The following is an 18967-nucleotide window of genomic DNA, read 5'->3' as shown; positions in this document are numbered from 1 at the left end:
TACATAACAAGTAAAAAAGAATTGTCCTTTTAAGATATAGAAACCAATGACCGTAATGGTTTTATTAGATGGGCATACGGTTCACCGACGAGCATAACGGTTTTATCTTCTTTGTAACCAAGTTTTTCATATAGTGAAAAAGCGCGTTTGTTTTCTAAATTAACAAGTAAGGCGATTTTTTCATGTCCTTTTTCAGTTGCATGAAGTTCAGCTGCATCGATTAATTTAGAGCCAATACCACGTCCACTGTACATACTTGAAACTGACAACGTGTCAATATAATACTCATCGAGTTCAGCTTCTTTTTCTAACGTAATGGATTCGTCTTCATGTAGTTCTCTTAAGTAGTGCATGATTGGTGCATCAAGTTGTTCAGCGTCACTACCGTGATAAACGACAATAACCCCAACTACCTTTCCACCTTGTTCAGCCACTAAACAGTTTTCATAGCTCAATCGATTATTTTCTTTTTCGAACCATGTTTCAAGTCCTAGTATTACTTTTGCTTCAACTGTGCTACCTGTGATTTTTTCAGCAATTTCGTGCAGAGCGTTATACAATAAAGGTGCTACTTCTACCGCATCTGTCTTTTTTGCTTTCCGAATCATAGTATCCCTCCTAGTTCTAAATGTATATTGTAGCATAAAATAAAATATCAAACAGTGATTTGGAACTTTGTTATACAGGGCATCAAAAAGTTTGATATAGAGAAGTAGCTATGTTAGTATATGATATTTAGTGCGAATATAATAAAGTGATATAGATATAAAAATAATGAAAGTGAATTACATAATAGTAACGGGATAATTTTACCGTTGTCGACCTATAGAAGATGCGATAAAATAAACTATTGCAGAGAGGTGAAATACATGGATGAACAATTAGCAAATACAATTTTGGATCAGCTGAAAAATGGTGAAATAAAGGAGTATGTTGCGACGAAAGATGTATTTTATACGTTCAGAGAAGTTGTTGTAAATCGAGAAGATTTTAAACATATTATCGGGAACGCACAGCGCGGTGGACAGGTCATTTATACATATTCAGAAACACCACGTTCATAAATAGAAGATAAAGGAGAGGAGAATTATGGGGGATTTTAAACAAGGCATATTGCCACATTGGGATTACATGTGGAAAGATAGAGCTGGGAATAGGTTTATGGGAATGGTTATGTATCCAGAGAAACGAAAATGTTCAGCAAAAATGCTTCAGAAAATAAAAAGAGCATATGAGCAAGCAATAGAAATTAAAGTAACTGTACAAGTTCAACATATATATCAGTACGTAGAAGGAATGATCGTATACTTTGATGAAGAAGCTCCTGTATGTACAATGCTCGATAAAGATGAGAATCCACATCATATATTTGTAAAAGATATTTTGCGTATTGAGCAGCCTGAATGATTTTTTTCATAAATAAATTGAAGTTCCATAATAATAATCTTTTTCTATAATAGTTATCTTTTAGTATGTAACGAGGAACGAAAGAGTATGTATAAATATTTAATAAAGTAAAATTGATAAATGTAATCGTTTTTTGGAACAGATTATCGTTTAAGGTCTGTTCTTTTTTGCGTGATGCTGGAGAAATATATTACTCCAGCATTTACTGTTTTATGACAAAAAATATTGTTAACTTTTTTTAAAATAAGGTTAAATTCGTTGACAAGTTTTTTGAAAAGCACTTTATTGACATGAGTTTTAGAATGTTGTTTCATAGTCTTTGTATTGAAAAAAATCGACGGTCATGTCGAAAAGTAAAAGTTAAAAAAAGAAAGAATTTATACATATATCTTGTGTCTTATTTTGAAACGTAATACAATATATAGAGAAATCAAGAAACGACATACAGAGAATATAGATTGGAGAGGGAGGGTCGGAAATGTTAGTTGCATATGATTCTATGACAGGAAACGTGAAGCGTTTCATCCACAAATTAAATATGCCGGCCGTTCAAATTGAAGAAGCTCTAGTATTAGATGAAGACTTTATTCTTATTACGTATACAACAGGTTTTGGCAATGTACCGGAACGTGTTTTAGACTTTTTAGAACGCAATAATGAAAAATTAAAAGGCGTATCTGCAAGTGGCAATCGTAATTGGGGAGACATGTTTGGTGCAAGTGCTGACAAAATTTCTACTAAATATGAAGTGCCTATTGTATCAAAATTTGAGTTATCTGGAACAAATAATGATGTAGAATATTTTAAAGAAAGGGTGCGGGAGATTGCGACACATTGAACTGAATAATGAAATCACGCAAATGCAGGACGGTTTTTATCAGCTTCATAAAGATAAAGAGGCATTAGAAGTCTTTATGGAAGAAGCTAGAGAGAATACCGTTCATTTTAATAGCGTGGCAGAGCGAATGGAGTATATGAAAGAACATGATTACTATTACAACGTTCTGGACGAGTATAGCTTGGAGGAAGTAGAAGGAGTTTATAACATCGCTTATGGTGAAAACTTCGAGTTCCAATCTTATATGGCAGCATCTAAGTTCTATAAAGATTATGCGTTAAAAACGAATGATCAAAAACAATACTTAGAAAGCTATGAAGATCGTGTAGCAATTGTTTCATTATACTTAGGACGCGGTGATGTTGCGAAGGCAAAACACTTCGCAAGCATGATTGTAAAACAAAACTACCAACCAGCGACACCAACCTTTTTAAATGCGGGACGAAGCAGAAGAGGAGAAATGGTGTCTTGTTTCTTGTTAGAGATGGATGATAGCTTAAATTCAATCGGCTTTAACATTAATACTGCAATGCAATTATCGAAAATCGGTGGTGGAGTAGCTTTAAACTTATCTAAGCTACGCGCACGTGGTGAGCAAATTAAAGGTATTGATAACGCCGCAAGTGGTGTAGTACCTGTTATGAAATTGCTTGAAGATTCGTTTTCATATGCGAATCAGTTGGGTTAACTTTATGGCTCAACTATAAAACCGGGTCAATTGCTGGAACGCCTGAGTATATCGAGGTAGGATACTACGAAGAAATTACGTAGCGACCCCTGAAAATCCAAGATTGCAGGAAATCAGCAGCCAAGCTCCTAAATCTATTAGATAAGGAGAAGGTTCAACGACCAAGTGGCTATGTAGGTGACTAAGTAGCTCGAACCTGGCTTCTCAAAACAACCAAATTCAAAGGGTGTATACAGTTATTATAGTTTATGCCATATTCATGTGCATCAAACATATGATAAATGGTTAAATGAAGAATTTGGCGAGAAGAAGATATGGTCTGAACTCTATAGCGATATAGAGAGGGTAGCAGAAATGACTATCCCCCATACGTTTTGACGATATGGAGTAACAATATGCAACGAAAAGGTGCAGGTGCAGTATACTTAAACATTTTCCATTGGGATATTATTGAATTCCTTGATACCAAAAAAATAAATGCCGATGAGAAGAGCCGTATTCAGTCTCTATCAATCGGAATTATCGTTCCAAGTAAGTTCTTTGAGCTTGCTGAGAAAAACGAACCTTTCCATGTTTTCGCGCCTTATACAGTATTTAAAGAGTACGGAAAACATTTAGATGATATAGATATCGACGAAATGTACGATGAATTAATGAGTAATCCGGAAGTGAAGAAGAAGCCACTAGATATTAGTGCGCGTGATATGCTTATTAAAATTGCTATGATTCAGCTGGAGTCTGGTTACCCATACTTAATGTTTAAATCAAATGCAAATAACCAGCATCCACTGAAGGATATTGGAACTGTGAAGATGTCGAACTTATGTACAGAAATCTTCCAGCTACAAGAAACTTCTGAAATAAATGATTACGGTACAGAAGACATTATCCGCCGCGATATTAACTGTAACTTAGGATCGTTAAATATCGTAAACGTAATGGAAAATAAAGAAATCCGTGAAGCAGTTCATGCGGGAATGGAAGCTTTAACAGCTGTTTCTGATATGACGATCATTCCGAATGCCCCAACTGTGAAAAAAGCAAATGATGAGCTTCATTCAGTTGGACTTGGAGCAATGAACTTACATGGATATTTAGCAAAAAATAAAATGGCTTATGAAAGTGCTGAAGCGAAAGAATTCGCTCGTACATTCTTTATGATGTTAAATTACTACTCGATTGAGAAAAGTATGGAGATCGCTAAAGAAAAAGGCGAAACATTTAAAGACTTCGATAAGTCTGATTATGCAAACGGCACATACTTTGAAAAGTATGAAACGACAGATTACAGCCCAGTAACTGAAACAGTTCAGCAATTATTTGAAGGAATTCATATTCCAACAAAAGAAGATTGGACAAGTTTAAAAGAGCAAGTACAGAAGAATGGTTTATACAACTCATATCGTCTTGCAATCGCTCCGACACAATCGATCAGTTACGTTCAAAATGCAACTTCAAGCGTAATGCCAATCGTAAGTCAAATTGAATCAAGAACGTATGCGAATGCGACAACATATTATCCAATGCCGTATTTATCAAAAGATACGTTCTGGTACTATAAATCTTCTTACGATATGAATCAGTTTAAATTAATTGATTTAATCGCAGAAGTTCAAGAACATATTGACCAAGGAATTAGTACTATTCTTTATGTTAATAGTGATATTTCAACACGTGAGTTAGCACGTTACTACATTTATGCACATAAAAAAGGCTTGAAGAGTCTTTATTATACGAGAACACGTAAATTAAGCGTGGAAGAGTGCGTGGCTTGTACCGTTTAATATAAAAAGTGAGACATTATGAGCAGGGTTTTTCTGAACCCTGCTCATGCTTAGTTATCAATTTTTTATGTTTATTTAGAGAAGGGGCGATTTAATGCGTGCGGTAAACTGGAACAAAAAAGAAGATGATTTTAGTTTAATGTTTTGGAAGCAAAACATCGCTCAGTTTTGGACAGAAGAAGAAATCGCAGTGTCTTCTGACAAGAATACTTGGGCACAATTATCAAAAGAAGAGCAAATTGCTTATAAGCGTGTATTAGGTGGTTTAACACTTTTAGATACGAAACAAGGTGGCGAAGGGATGCCACTTGTACTTGTTCATCTTGAAAATTTACAAGCGAAAAGTGTATTAGCTTTCATGGGCGCTATGGAAGAAGTACATGCGAAGAGTTACAGCCATATTTTCACAACGTTAGCTACTGAAGAAGAAATTGATGATATTTTTGAATGGGTAGATAACCATCCATTACTTGAGAAAAAAGCTGGTATTGTTACTAGTTACTATCGTCGCTTATTAAAGCCTGAAGTAACGAAAAAAGAGTTATACATGGCAATGGTAGCAAGTGTGTTCTTAGAAAGTTACTTATTCTATAGTGGATTCTTCTATCCACTTTACTTAGCAGGTCAAGGTAAATTGACGGCAAGTGGTGAGATTATTAACCTAATAATTCGTGACGAGTCAATTCACGGCGTATTCGTTGGTATTTTAGCACAACAAATCTTCACAGAACTTTCTGCAGAAGAGCAACAAGAAGTACAAACGGAAACGCAAGAGTTATTAATGGAACTGTATGAAATTGAATTGGCATATACAGAAGAAATTTACACTTCTATCGGTCTTGTAGAGGATGTAAATCGTTTCGTTCGTTACAATGCGAATAAAGGACTTATGAACTTAGGGCTTGAGCCGAAGTTTGAGGAAGAAGAAATTAACCCAATCGTTTTAAATGGTTTACGTACAGATACGAAAAACCATGACTTCTTCTCTGTAAAAGGAAATGGTTACGTAAAAGCAACGAATGTTGAAAAGTTAGCAGACGATGACTTCGTATTCAATTTTTAATATAGTGTTATAGAAAAAGCTGTCTTTATAGAAAAGACAGCTTTTTTGCTGTGAATAGTTTACATAATGTTATTATTTCATGGAAATATTTTAATCTTGTAAAAGCCCAATTTTTTAGGAAGTGAGAATGAAAAAACAAGGATTAAAGTTGTATTTTTCATATTTAGTCGTATGAGAGATTGAATAACTTATGTCAAAATGAATAAAAAATGAGAAGAAATGAGGACCAACTCCACCTATACGTTCTTTCTAGTATTGAATTTTCAAATGCTAGAAATTTTGGCTTGAAAATTGCATGAATATTTAAAAAGTAACAAAAAGGGAGGTAATACTCGGTGTGATATATAGTTATTTGAAAACGCTTCCTTTTGAGTGTCGATTTTTAAATGGAAATTAGATAGAGAACGTAGGAGGAATGATAGGTGGGGAAAGTAGTTGGTTTAAAACGTTCATTAGGGCTTTGGTCAATTGTTATGCTAGGGGTCGGGTATATGACACCGATGGTTGGGTTTGATACATTTGGAATCGTTTCTGAAAAAACGGGTGGTCATGTTCCAGGAGCTTATCTTATTGCATTAGCGGGGATGTTGTTTACCGCTGCAAGCTACGGCAAAATGGTAAAGGCTTTTCCTACCGCAGGATCTGCTTATACGTATACACAGAAGACAATTAGTGCAAGGCTTGGGTTTCTTGTTGGATGGTCCGCGTTATTGGATTATTTGTTTCTACCAATGGTGAACGCACTATTAACGAGAATTTATATGTCAGCATTTTTCCCAAGTGTTCCTAGTTGGGTATGGGTCATTGGCTTTGTTCTCCTGGTTACATTAATAAATATGATTAGCGTAAATGTTACTGCTAATTTCAATACGTTCTTAGTAATATTTCAAGTGTTAGTAATGGCCGTATTTGTTTTTCTAGTTATAAAAGGCTTATTAGCGGGAGAGGGAACAGGAGAAGTTTTTTCCATTCAGCCGTTTTTTCAATCAGATATACAAATATCACCGTTAGTTGCAGGTGCAACAATTCTTTGTTTCTCATTTTTAGGTTTTGATGCAGTAACTACATTTTCAGAAGAGACACCAAACGCCAAAAAAACAATTCCTCGAGCTATTTTTCTTACTGCTTTAATCGGCGGAGTTTTATTCATTACTACAACGTATTTTACACAATCTATGTTTCCAGATACATCTGTATTTAAAAATCAAGAATCAGCATCCCCAGAAATTGCGCTATATGTTGGCGGGAAATTATTTCAAGCTTTCTTTTTAGTAGGAACCCTTATGGGGACACTTGCGTCTGGTTTAGCTTCTCAAACAAGTGTATCCAGGTTATTATACGTAATGGGGCGAGATAATGTAATTCCGAAGAAAATATTCGGATACATTCATCCTCGCTGGAGAACCCCAGTATATAATATTATTTTTGTAGGAATTATTTCGCTCTTCGCTATATTCATTGATTTAGAAACAGCAGCATCTCTTATTAACTTTGGAGCGCTTATTGCATTTACATTTGTTAATTTGTCTGTAATTTCTTACTATATAATCAAGAAAAAAAGATATAAGACGATAAAAGATTTCTTAAATTACTTAGTTATGCCTATTTTGGGTGCTGCTACTGTAGCCGTACTATGGTTTAATCTCAATATCCATTCACTTATTTTGGGACTTTGCTGGGCTGCTATTGGAATTGGGTACCTTCTATATGTTACAAATATGTTCCGTTCAGCTCCTCCGCAAATGCATTTTGAAGAAGCACAGGAAATATAAAAAGAAAAAGGCATCGGATAAGTTCCGATGTCTTTTTTTTATATTTGATAATCATGCAGCATTGCATAAGTCATTCAAAGATTCATAAGTAAAGGGGATGACACGATATGATTAACGTAGTATTTTCATTTGGCACGATTATTGCTTTGTACAATTAGTAAAAATATAAAGAGGGGTGTTATCGTGCCGATTCAATCAGAAAAACATACAAATACAGTTGAAGTTGAAAATCCTTTAGAGGAATTTCAAGCTATATTAAAAGAGGCGCTTCATTTTTTAAGTTATCCAGACGAAGTATTCGAATTTCTGAAAAAACCGATGCGTTTTTTAGAAGTAAGCATTCCTGTTCGAATGGATGATGGAACAACAAAGGTATTTCAAGGGTATCGCGCTCAGCATAACGACGCAGCAGGGCCAACAAAAGGTGGTATTAGATTTCATCCAGATGTTACGGCAGAAGAAGTAAAAGCACTTGCTGGCTGGATGAGCTTGAAATGTGGAGTGACAGGACTGCCATATGGAGGCGCAAAGGGCGGGATTATTTGTAATCCACAGGAGTTGAGTTTTAGAGAACTAGAGTTACTGAGTCGTGGGTATGTAAGAGCAGTAAGTCAAATTGTGGGGCCGACGAAAGATATTCCAGCACCTGATATGTATACAAATGCGCAAATTATGGCTTGGATGCTAGATGAATATGACCATATCAGGGAGTTTGACTCTCCAGGCTTTATAACCGGGAAGCCATTAATGCTAGGAGGATCACAAGGGCGGGAAACAGCAACTTCTAAAGGTGTATTGTATACACTTCAGTTAGTAAGTGAGTTAAAACAAATTCCGCTACAAAATATGCGAGTTATTATTCAAGGGTTTGGGAATGTTGGAGGTTATTTGGCAAAATATTTATATGATATTGGTGTGAAAGTAGTCGGGGTATCAGATGCTATAGGAGGAATTTATAATCCAGACGGTCTAGATGTTCCTTATTTACTAGAAAACAGAGATTCTTTCGGTGTAGTATCGAATCTCTTTAGTAAAATAATTTCTAATCAGGAGTTGTTAGAAAAAGAATGTGATGTACTCATTCCGGCGGCAATTGGAGGAGTCATTACAAAACATAATGCAGGAAAGCTTGGATGTAAGATTATCATTGAGGCTGCAAATGGACCAACAACAAAAGGGGCGATAACCATGTTAGAAGAAAAAGGAATTTTGGTTGTTCCAGATATTTTAGCAAACTCTGGTGGCGTGATTGTTTCATATTTTGAATGGTGTCAAAATAACCAAGGATATTACTGGACAGAGCAATATGTTGATCAATGTTTAAAGGAGAAAATTACATCTAGTTTTTCTAACGTACTTGATACTTCTAAACGCTTTGGAGTAAATATGAAAATTGCTGCTTATATGGAAGGGGTTCGCAAGATTGTAGAAGCATCGCGCCTAAGAGGTTGGTTGCATTTTTAACCTAAAGGGAGGGCTAAAATGAAACTGGATATTTTATTAGAAGAAGTGGAGAGACAACAAATCGGTTATTACTGTATTGTGTCGAATAGTCATCGTTACGATATAGCTGTTACGTATTCGCAACAGTTTCTTGGAAAAGCAATGGTTACCTCAATTCAAAATGGGAGAATGGTTTTATTAAGCCAAGAAGATATTGGAGAGGAACAATATTGGGCAACAAGGTTAGGCATTGAGGTAGAGGACATAGAAGAGTTTCAAAGCTTTTTCTATATGATTCTTCAGTCACAAAGGTTAGAAGAACAATATTAATAGAATAAAAGAAAGGGATGATTGATTATGTATTATGATATTATTACGAGTCCGTGTTATGGAATAATTGAAAAAGTGTCTATCGATAAGGATTCTCGAATTTATGAATGGGAGCCATTATTCGCTATTAAAGATATGAATGGTAAACTGGAAGTAATTAAGATGGGATGTAGTGGAGAAGTTCAATCTTTAGAAGTAGAAGCGGGAGATAAAGTAATTCCAGGTATGGTATTAGCTTATATTCAAGAAGATCTTTTCGTTAGTGGTAGTGATTAATGATAGAACTATGAGGAAGATGGAGGCACTCATCTTCCTTTTTTTATTAAATAAAGAAAGAAATGTTTTATTTTCAGATTAATTAAAAAAATCTGTTTTTAATGATACAATACAAATTAAATAGTTCAAAGGAGGAATAGCAGAATGTTTTCCATCGCTCATACAAAAATTAGACCCATAGTTTCTCTACCTATCGATCAATCTGAAAAGGAATGGAATATAGATGTTAAAAATATAAAAGAATCGTTTCTATTTTTAAAAAGAGGAGAGAAATTATTTGCATACGTTCATGTGAAGGATCTGCTATCAAATAGTAAGGAATTAACTTCTAAGCTATTACTTTCAAATGCTGTTTCACTAGATACAATATGTCATCTTAGTAAAGATATTTCTTTAACAGCTCTTTTTCAAATTATTGGAGCGCCGATTGCCATAGTAAAAAATGAAGTGGATGAGCTAACAGGATATATAAGAAGAGAGGATGTTTTTGCAGAACTATTTAAACAAGAAAATCAGAGTGTTGATATATTAAAAATTATTTTAACGTCTATTCCAATGGGGATTTTTGTAGTAGATCGTGAAAAGAAAATTGTAAATTGCAATGAGTCTGGTTTGAAGATGATTAAATCGACTCCTGAAAAAGTTATGAATGTACCAGCAAAACTGATTTTTAACGAAGAGCACATTAATAACGTATTTACAACGGGAAAAACGATCTTGAATCAATTACAAATCACAAATGAGATGGGTGTATTAGTTGACTATAGTCCAATTCCAAACTTTGATCAAAGTATTGAAGGAATGGTTATTATTGTGCAAGATTTGCCGATGGTCGAGGACATGGCGATGGAAATTGAATATATAAAGGATTTAAATAAAGATTTACATGCAATTTTGTCTAGCATTTATGATGAAATATTAGTTGTTAATCATAAAGGGGAATTAATTCGTTATAGTGAAACTGTTATCAATGATTTTTGGGGGAGTAATTTGAAGGACTTGTTAGGAAAAAATCTTTTAGACCTAGAAAAGAAAGGATTATTTAGTCCATCGGTTACGCGATTAGTGTTGGAAAAACAAAAAAAGGTATCAGTTGTACAAGAAACAAAAAGCGGAAGAAAAATATTAGCAGTTGGAAACCCTGTATTTAATGAAAACGGAGAGCTTCATCGTATTATTATTGCCTCCAGGGATATTACCGAAGCAACGAGATTGAAGACGGAATTACATGAAATAAAGAAGATATCAGAGCAATATAAGAAGGAGTTAGATGACTTTAAAAATAAAGATCGTTTTCTTAAGAAGCTTATCTACTGTAGTCCGAAAATGGAGCAAATTATTAACCAAGCTAAAAAAATAGCAGATTTTTCTTCCAATGTTCTTATTTCTGGAGAATCTGGCGTCGGAAAAGAAGTAATTGCTCAGGCAATTCATCAACTTGGAAACCGATCTTCAAAGCCATTTTTAAAATTAAATTGTGGTGCAATTCCAGAAACTTTGCTAGAAAGTGAACTATTTGGTTATACGAAAGGTGCTTTTACAGGAGCCGATAAAAATGGAAAAGAAGGATATTTTAAGCGGGCGGATCAAGGTATTTTATTTTTAGATGAAATTGGAGAAATGCCTTTACATTTGCAAGTAAAATTGCTTAGAGTCCTGCAGGAACAAGAAGTAATTCCTATTGGAAGTACAACACCTATGAAAATAAATGTACAAATTATTGCTGCTACAAATAAGAGCCTTGAAAAGATGGTCGAATCTGGAACATTCCGTGAAGATTTATTTTATCGGCTAAATGTAATTCCGTTGCGAGTGCCTCCTCTACGAGAGCGAATGGAAGATGTTCCGGTACTTGCCTTTCATTTCTTACAACAGTTAAATGAAAAATATAATAAAAATTATCATTTAACTCCAGATGCGCTTAGCTTACTAGAGTTTTACTCATGGCCAGGAAATGTACGTGAATTACAAAATATGATTGAACGTTTAGTAGTATCAGCAGACGATCCAGTAATTGAAGCGGAGTTTGTTAGTAAGTTTTTAACAACTGGTTATGACTTTAAAAAATCAAAACCAGTTATTACAAGAGTATTACCATTACAAGAAGCACTACATTCTGTAGAAGAACAATTGATTTTACTTGCAATGAAGCAGTACAAAACAACGACTAAGGCTGCAAAAGCTCTTGGAATCAGCCAATCTTCAGTGAGTCGTAAATATCAAAAGATTGTTAGTGAAAAAGAGATAGCGGCTGATATCATCTCATATTCCTAAAAAAGGAGAAGGTCACATAGACTTCTCCTTTTTGTGTGTGCTCAGCATGTACATATTCTCTGGGATTCAAGTCCCGAGTGGTGAAGGCGGTAGCGGAAATGATTAAAGTTTCACTTTATGCAAAATGGAATAGTGTATGCGGAAATGCATAAAATGTTTGTTGTTTTTAAGAAAATAGTCAGTTTATCCCGCTATTTGTGGGCAGTAAAACTCCCACCTCAAAATTCAGGTGGAGCAAAGAAGTTAGGTGGAAGCCCTGCTGTCCGTAAATGCCCGATTGGTGAGGGCTAATTAAAGTTTCACTTTATGTATGATTCTTTTGAATTTTAAATATTGGCATGGAAATTGCTTATAAATATATAAACGATCGATGAAGGGGGATTCAATATAGTGCTAGATTTAAAAATGTATGTAAACGGTGAATGGAGAGACTCTAGTGATCAAGAAAAAAGAACGATTATTAACCCTGCGAATGGCAAGGGTATAGCATATGCACCTGAGGGAACGATTGAGGATGCAAAATACGCGATAGAAGTGGCAAGAACGGCTTTCGATAGCGGAATTTGGTCAGCAACATCCACTGCTGAAAGGGCATCATATTTATTTAAAATAGCAGATGAAATTGATAAAAATATGGAAGAATTAGTATACCTTGAAACAATGGATAATGGAAAAACGTACCGTGAGGCAGAAGGAGATATTGGAGATGCAGCGGCTTGTTTTCGCTATTATGCCGGATTGATTACAAAGCCAGATGGTCAAACATATCATGTAGCCGATCCGATGCAAGCGATGGTTGTAAGAGAGCCAGTTGGTGTTTGTGGATTAATTGTTCCATGGAATTATCCGCTATTGATGAGTGTATGGAAAATTGCACCTGCTTTAGCAGCTGGAAATACCATTGTGTTTAAACCTTCTGAAGTGACACCAATCACTGCAACAAAACTATTCGAAATCATTGAAAAAGTAGGGCTACCAAAAGGTGTTGCCAATATGGTAATGGGGGCCGGTCCAATAGTAGGAAATGAAATTGCAGCGAGTAATAAAGTGGACATGATTTCCTTTACAGGTGGAACAAAAACAGGTAAGCACATTATGAGAACAGCGGCAGATAATATGAAAAAGATTTCGTTAGAACTTGGAGGGAAATCTCCAAATATTATTTTTGCAGATGCAGATTTTGAGACCGCTATTGATTATGCTCTATTCGGTATTTATGCAGGTAGCGGACAAGTATGTTCAGCAGGATCAAGAATCCTTGTCGAAGAAAATATTTATGATAAATTTGTTAATAGTTTTGTAGAGCGAGCACAGCAAATTAACGTTGGGCCTGGTGATAATCCAGAATCAGAAATGGGGCCACTTGTAAGTCAAGAACATATGGAAAAAGTATTGCGTTACATTGAAATCGGGAAAGACGAAGGTGCAAACGTTGCTTGCGGAGGTAGACGAATAATGGAGGATGGAAAAGGTGATGGTTTCTTTATTGAACCAACAGTCTTTGTCAATGTAAAACCTGATATGCGTATTGTCCAGGAAGAAATCTTCGGTCCTGTTGTAGTAATTCAAAAGTTTAAAGACGAACAGGAAGCAATTGAGTTGGCAAACGGTACAGACTATGGTTTGGCTGGAGGAGTATTTACAGTTGATGGTGCAAAAGCAATGCGTGTGATTCGCAAACTTCGCGCAGGAATTACGTGGATTAATAGTTATCATCCAACATACAATGAGGCACCTTGGGGCGGATATAAGCAAAGTGGTATAGGTCGTAGTCTAGGGACGTTTGGGTTAGAAGAATTTCAAGAAATTAAGCAGATTAATATAAATCTAGAAGTAGAGCCAATAGGTTGGTTTGCAAATAAAAAAAATGTAGGAGTGAATTAGATGGAAACGAACGTGAAAAATAAATTGAATGAGAAAGAATCAAATGTAAATGAGTATATTACGAAAGTACTACAGTTAATTGAAAAAGAAAAGGTTACTGAAGAAGAGGCAAACTGGATTCAAAAAGAAACAGTAGACGGATTTAGAGAGCATGTAAACCCTGGTTTTCTTGCTTATAGAAAAACAGTAACAAAAGATGGACAATTTGCAGCAGTAGAGTGGTCAGATGAAGGATCTTGTTTCATGGATATTAACGGTAAAAGATATATTGACTGTTTAGGTGGATTTGGAATTTATAATGTTGGTCACCGTAATCCGAAAGTGGTAAAAGCTGTGACAGATCAATTAAAACGTCAAGCATTACACAGTCAGGATTTACTGGATCCACTTCGAGCAATGCTTGCAAAGATTTTAGCGGATATTACACCTGGTGATTTGAAATACGCCTTCTTCACAAATAGTGGAACAGAAAGCGTAGAGGCAGCATTAAAACTAGCAAAAATGTATAGTGAACGAACAACTTTCATTGCTACAACGCGTGCTTTCCATGGTAAGAGCCTTGGTGCTTTATCTGGGACGGCAAAAGGAATGTTCCGTAAGCCATTTTTACCATTAATTCCGGGTTTCCGTCATGTTCCGTTTGGCGATATTGATATGATGAGAAAAACATTTGAGACATGTGCATTAGTGGGAGAAGATGTTGCAGCAGTTATTTTAGAACCAATTCAAGGAGAGGGCGGTATTATTTTACCTCCAGAAAATTATTTGAAACAAGTACGAGAGCTTTGTGATGAGTTTGGATCACTCCTTATCTTTGATGAAGTACAAACTGGAATGGGACGTACAGGAAAAATGTTTGCTGCAGAATTATATGATATCGTGCCGGATATTATTTGTCTTGCGAAGGCGTTTGGTGGAGGTGTAATGCCAGCGGGAGCTATTGTTGCGAAAGAAACAGTATTCAAAAGTTGGTTTGAAAATCCATTTATGCACACAACAACATTTGGAGGAAATCCACTTGCATGTGCTGCTGCAATTGCAACAATTCATGTATTATTGGAAGAGAAATTACCGGAACGAGCGATGGAAGTTGGGGAGTATTTCTTAAATGGATTGAAACAAGCAGCAGAAGGACATGAAGATAAAATCTTTGAAATCCGTGGTCAAGGTTTAATGATTGGGATTGAATTCCATAAAGACGAGATTGGTTATGAAGTGTCAAAGGCGATGTTTGATCAAGGTATTCTTGTTGCGGGAACATTAATTAATTCAAAAACAATTCGTATTGAACCATCCCTTACAATTAGCTATGAAGAAGTAGATACAGTTATTAATACGTTTAAATCTGTGCTAACTCAAGTAAAAGTAAAATAAATTTCGCATAAGATTATATGTGAATTCAAACGATTGAAACTATAATTAGAATAGATTTACTTATATTGTATTACAGGAAGGCAGTGTAACGAAAAGTTACACTGCCTTTTTATTACATTTTTTGTTTTAAGTATTTACATGTAATTTGTCTTAGTGTACTATTTAACTAACACACTAAGACAGGAGGGGAGAAATGAAAATCGAGTTTTCTCCAAATACACCAATTTACATTCAAGTAATGGAATACATAAAGAAAGAAATTGTAACGGGTCATTTATCGCCTGGTGATAAAATTCCCTCTGTACGTGAATTAGCGAGTGAATTACAAGTAAATCCAAATACGATTCAACGTACATTTCAAGAGTTAGAGCGGGATGGAGTTGTAGTAACACGTAGAGGAATGGGACGATATGTAACGAATGAAGGGGAGAAGATTATGGAGCTGCGAAAAGATATGGCGAAAGAATTACTTCATTCTTTTATAGATGGAATGGACAATTTAGGTTTTTCAGAAGAAGAAATTCTTACAATCCTTCGTTCTTCATTACATGAGAAAAGGGAGGAGAGCGAATGACAGAGTTATTAAAAATAGAAAACGTATGGAAGCGGTACGGATTAAAAGCAGTGATCCGTGAGTTAAACATAGAGATTACAGAAGGAAAAATCGTTGGGCTTGTTGGAGATAACGGAAGCGGGAAAACGACGTTATTAAAAATGATTGCAGGATTGCAGCATCCTTCTGAAGGCAGCATAGTAATTAACGGTAAAAAAGTAGGGTTAGGGACGAAAGAAATCGTTTCATTTATGTCTGATAAGCCAGGCTTTGATGATTGGATGACTGTAAAAGATGCCCTATTTTTCTATCGAGATTTTTATAAAGACTTCGATATTCAAAAAGCAGTAGATACGATTGCAGAATTTAAAATACCATTAGAAGAAAAGATTACAGCATTATCAAAAGGGATGATTGAAAAGCTTCAAATTATTTTAACGTTTTCTCGAAAAGCGAAGTTATATATACTAGATGAACCACTTGGCGGGATTGATCTTGTTTCTAGAGAACACGTATTAGATCTCATTCTACAATTTTATAGAGAAGATTGTACGATACTAATCTCGACTCACCTAATAAATGAAGTTGAAAATATTTTTGATGAAGTAATCTTTTTAAAAGATGGGGAAATTGTATTGTATGAAAATGTAGAAGAGTTACGTTTTCAGAGAGGGAAAGCTGTCACGGAGGTGTTTAAGGAGGTGTTTAGTAGATGAAGTCGAGCTTAATATATATGTACAATGTAAATAAAAAGCAAATTATTATTTCATTGTTATCATTTATATTCGTTGTAGCTGTAGCTTTCGTAAGTTTGGGAAATTATATTAAGCAAGAATCAGGAGAGATAAGGCAAATAATTATAGTTTCCTTAGTTATCTTAGTATATATAATTTTTATAGCATTGCTATTTATTCAGGCGATGTCTGCATTTGGAAAAATGACTGAAAGTACATTATTTCGATTAACGCCGACATCAGGTAAAAAGATTGTTTTAGCAATATTGTTATATACTGCAATTAGTTTACTTATTTTTGAAGTAATAGGTTCTATTTTTTTATATAGTATTTCTATGAAAATAATAAAGGGTACAGAGCTCTATGAAGTGCTATTTACCCAAAGTGGATTAAATCCATTAGGGCACTTATTTAGTACTATTGTATATGTATTTAATTTATCTAGTATATTACTTGTATTGCTTTTTGTAGTAGCTAGCGTTAAAGTGTTTTCTTTGAAAAAGAAGAAGTTAAAATATCCAATTGTATTTTTCTTATTTTTACTAGTAACAAAATTATTAGGTACTATATATGGAATGTTGGGCGGTCTTGCACCTACTGCGCCTTTAATAACAAAGTTAGTATATATAGATGAATCATCAGAAGCAAATGTGTTGCTTTATCAAGAAAAACTTATGAATTTATATAGTATTGCTTTTTCAATCGGTATATTTGTTTTACTTGTTTATATAACAGGTCGCATAATCGACAAAAAGTTAGAAGTCTAGAGGAGGAATCAGCATTGGGAAACGTAGTAGTGAAATTAGAAAATGTTCGAAAAAAGATTGGTAAGGCAGAAATCATTCGCGGCCTATCGTTTGAGGTTCGAGAAGGAGAAGTATACGGGTTCCTTGGACCGAACGGTAGTGGTAAGACGACGACAATTCGTATGATGACAGGTCTTATTTCGATGACAGAAGGCGATATTACAATTTGTGGTCATAGCATTCGTACGGAGCGTGAAAAGGCGTTAGAGCAAATTGGAGCAATTGTAGAAAATCCTGAACTATATGATTATATGACTGGAATGCAAAACTTGAAGCATTTTGCGAACATGGCAATTACACCAATTAGTAAAGAGCGCATTGCTGAAATTGTAAAGCTTGTTGACTTAGAGCATGCGATTCATCAAAAGGTGAAAACATATTCACTTGGTATGAAACAACGTTTAGGAATTGCACAGGCATTACTTCATCAGCCGAAAATCTTAATTTTAGATGAGCCGACAAATGGATTAGATCCAGCTGGTATTCGTCAAATTCGTGATTATTTACAACGTTTAGCGAAAGAAGAGAATATTGCCGTAATCGTATCAAGTCACTTATTAAGTGAAATTGAACTAATGTGTGATCGCGTCGTTATTATAAAGCAAGGTGAGTTTGTACAAGAGTACAACTTACATGAACAAGCGAAACATGATGAGAAAGTAGTTGTAGCGTTTGAAGTAGATCAAGTACAGAAAGCAAATGAAATCATTAAAGGTAAGGCGCAAGGAAATGTAATTGCAGTATCTGTAACGAAAGAAGAAATTCCACAACTTGTAAAGAAACTTGTGAATGACGATGTGCTTGTATACGGAGTTACCGTTCAAAATAAAACGTTAGAGGATGAGTTCTTAGCAATTACAGGGGGAGTGAAAGCGTAATGTTTAAATTAATTCAAAATGAATTTTTAAAGTTGCATGCGAAAAAAGGTATGTATATTTTAATTGGTGTTATTGCAGTATTGGAGATTTTGGGAGTTTTAGCGATGATGAAGTGGGGCGACGGAAGTGAATTTAAAGGATCATATTTAGATTTTGCAAGTTCAGAGATTGGTTTAATTACTTTATTTGCAACAATTTTTGGAATTACGATTGCTTCACGTATGATTACTGATGAGTTCCAAAAAGGTACAATTAAGCAGTTATTAATCCGTCCAAGAAAAAGAATTACCGTTTTATTCTCTAAATATATTACAGTGTTACTTACTATAGTATTTATCATATTTGCTAGCACGTTAATTGCAATGATTATTGGCGGAATTGTAAAGGATGGTAGTAAAACAGAATTAACGTTAGGAATCGTAATGAAATCTACTTTATATCAAGTACTTTCACCGTTCTTCTTTGCGACGCTTGCATTTTTCTTAGCAAACGTATTTAGAAAGTCTGTATTACCATTGATTATTACGATGTTCCTCTTCTTTTTACAAGGACCAATTAATATGGTACTGATGATGTTTGCAAAAGGTGTAGCGAAATTTGTGGTATTTTTCCATTTGAATTTAAGTGCTTACGATAGTAATAAATTAGTAAGTGGCGGAGCAGAACCACCATTTACAGAATTTACGTTTACAACCTCATTATTACTTGTAGTTGCATACTTTGCTGTATTACTTGTAGCATCAAGTGTATTATTCCAAAAACGTGACGTATTATAATAATAAAAATCCCCGCTTGTAAAAACGGGGATTTTTATTACATAACGTTCCCCTAGATTTCAACTGGAAGAACAGTAATACGGTATT

At 34.9% G+C, this 18967-nt stretch carries 18 protein-coding genes and 2 pseudogenes; 19 read left to right on the top strand and 1 reads right to left on the bottom strand.

What is annotated here, in order from left to right; genetic code table 11:
• Positions 1 to 29 precede the first annotated feature (29 nt).
• Positions 30 to 608 (bottom strand): GNAT family N-acetyltransferase, encoded by a 579-nt coding sequence (locus ABH960_RS13230; RefSeq protein WP_404445654.1) that lies wholly within the window; start codon positions 606 to 608, stop codon positions 30 to 32.
• A gap of 261 nt (positions 609 to 869) precedes the next feature.
• Here ABH960_RS13230 and ABH960_RS13225 point away from each other — a divergent pair, with 261 nt between their 5' ends.
• The 19 genes and pseudogenes from ABH960_RS13225 to ABH960_RS13135 all read left to right on the top strand — a co-directional run bounded on the left by ABH960_RS13225 (position 870) and on the right by ABH960_RS13135 (position 18880).
• Positions 870 to 1064 carry an abortive phage infection protein gene (locus ABH960_RS13225; protein WP_113936983.1) on the top strand — a complete coding sequence of 65 codons (195 nt, stop codon included), beginning with the start codon at positions 870 to 872 and terminating at the stop codon, positions 1062 to 1064.
• A 25-nt stretch (positions 1065 to 1089) separates the two neighbouring features.
• Entirely contained in the window at positions 1090 to 1407 is a 318-nt protein-coding gene (locus tag ABH960_RS13220; protein WP_404445650.1) for a hypothetical protein, read from the top strand.
• Between the two features lie 478 nt (positions 1408 to 1885).
• Entirely contained in the window at positions 1886 to 2245 is a 360-nt protein-coding gene (gene nrdI, locus ABH960_RS13215) for a class Ib ribonucleoside-diphosphate reductase assembly flavoprotein NrdI (protein WP_105584136.1), read from the top strand.
• Positions 2232 to 2930 (top strand): annotated as a pseudogene (locus ABH960_RS13210) (ribonucleotide reductase N-terminal alpha domain-containing protein); the annotation flags it as partial. The gene nrdI and the pseudogene ABH960_RS13210, both read left to right, overlap by 14 nt.
• A 401-nt stretch (positions 2931 to 3331) precedes the next feature.
• Positions 3332 to 4717, top strand: a pseudogene (locus tag ABH960_RS13205) (ribonucleoside-diphosphate reductase subunit alpha); the annotation flags it as partial.
• Positions 4718 to 4811: 94 nt separating this feature from the next.
• Entirely contained in the window at positions 4812 to 5780 is a 969-nt protein-coding gene (gene nrdF, locus ABH960_RS13200; RefSeq protein WP_002011508.1) for a class 1b ribonucleoside-diphosphate reductase subunit beta, read from the top strand.
• A 422-nt stretch (positions 5781 to 6202) separates the two neighbouring features.
• Entirely contained in the window at positions 6203 to 7552 is a 1350-nt protein-coding gene (locus tag ABH960_RS13195; RefSeq protein WP_016093021.1) for an APC family permease, read from the top strand.
• A 183-nt stretch (positions 7553 to 7735) separates the two neighbouring features.
• The gene (locus tag ABH960_RS13190) at positions 7736 to 9016 is read left to right on the top strand and encodes a Glu/Leu/Phe/Val family dehydrogenase (RefSeq protein ID WP_404445979.1); all 1281 of its coding nucleotides are present in this window, start codon (positions 7736 to 7738) and stop codon (positions 9014 to 9016) included.
• A gap of 18 nt (positions 9017 to 9034) precedes the next feature.
• Positions 9035 to 9325 carry an SAV0927 family protein gene (locus ABH960_RS13185; protein ID WP_000762559.1) on the top strand — a complete coding sequence of 97 codons (291 nt, stop codon included), beginning with the start codon at positions 9035 to 9037 and terminating at the stop codon, positions 9323 to 9325.
• A 27-nt stretch (positions 9326 to 9352) separates the two neighbouring features.
• A complete protein-coding gene (locus ABH960_RS13180) occupies positions 9353 to 9601 on the top strand; it encodes a biotin/lipoyl attachment domain-containing protein (protein WP_002011502.1) in 249 nt (82 codons plus the stop codon).
• Positions 9602 to 9745: 144 nt separating this feature from the next.
• On the top strand, positions 9746 to 11875 hold the full coding sequence (locus tag ABH960_RS13175) for a sigma 54-interacting transcriptional regulator (protein ID WP_404445644.1): 2130 nt from the start codon (positions 9746 to 9748) through the stop codon (positions 11873 to 11875).
• Positions 11876 to 11992: 117 nt separating this feature from the next.
• The gene (locus ABH960_RS13170) at positions 11993 to 12166 is read left to right on the top strand and encodes a hypothetical protein (protein ID WP_404445641.1); all 174 of its coding nucleotides are present in this window, start codon (positions 11993 to 11995) and stop codon (positions 12164 to 12166) included.
• Positions 12167 to 12265: 99 nt separating this feature from the next.
• On the top strand, positions 12266 to 13759 hold the full coding sequence (locus ABH960_RS13165; protein ID WP_201055840.1) for an aldehyde dehydrogenase family protein: 1494 nt from the start codon (positions 12266 to 12268) through the stop codon (positions 13757 to 13759).
• Positions 13760 to 15133, top strand: coding sequence for a putrescine aminotransferase (locus ABH960_RS13160; protein ID WP_404445638.1), 1374 nt, complete (start codon positions 13760 to 13762; stop codon positions 15131 to 15133).
• Between the two features lie 193 nt (positions 15134 to 15326).
• Positions 15327 to 15707, top strand: coding sequence for a GntR family transcriptional regulator (locus ABH960_RS13155; RefSeq protein WP_201055843.1), 381 nt, complete (start codon positions 15327 to 15329; stop codon positions 15705 to 15707).
• Positions 15704 to 16402, top strand: a complete 699-nt coding sequence (locus ABH960_RS13150; protein ID WP_404445635.1) for an ABC transporter ATP-binding protein — start codon at positions 15704 to 15706, stop codon at positions 16400 to 16402. Before ABH960_RS13155 ends, ABH960_RS13150 begins: the two co-directional genes overlap by 4 nt.
• Entirely contained in the window at positions 16399 to 17187 is a 789-nt protein-coding gene (locus ABH960_RS13145) for an ABC transporter permease (RefSeq protein ID WP_340850989.1), read from the top strand. Before ABH960_RS13150 ends, ABH960_RS13145 begins: the two co-directional genes overlap by 4 nt.
• Positions 17188 to 17201: 14 nt before the next feature.
• A complete protein-coding gene (locus ABH960_RS13140) occupies positions 17202 to 18104 on the top strand; it encodes an ABC transporter ATP-binding protein (RefSeq protein WP_404445632.1) in 903 nt (300 codons plus the stop codon).
• Positions 18104 to 18880 carry an ABC transporter permease gene (locus ABH960_RS13135; protein ID WP_201055849.1) on the top strand — a complete coding sequence of 259 codons (777 nt, stop codon included), beginning with the start codon at positions 18104 to 18106 and terminating at the stop codon, positions 18878 to 18880. Before ABH960_RS13140 ends, ABH960_RS13135 begins: the two co-directional genes overlap by 1 nt.
• Positions 18881 to 18967: the final 87 nt, after the last annotated feature.

The organism is Bacillus sp. RC252 (genome assembly GCF_044909215.1).
GTDB lineage: Bacteria > Bacillota > Bacilli > Bacillales > Bacillaceae_G > Bacillus_A > Bacillus_A mycoides.
This window is presented reverse-complemented; position numbering and strand designations above follow the sequence as displayed.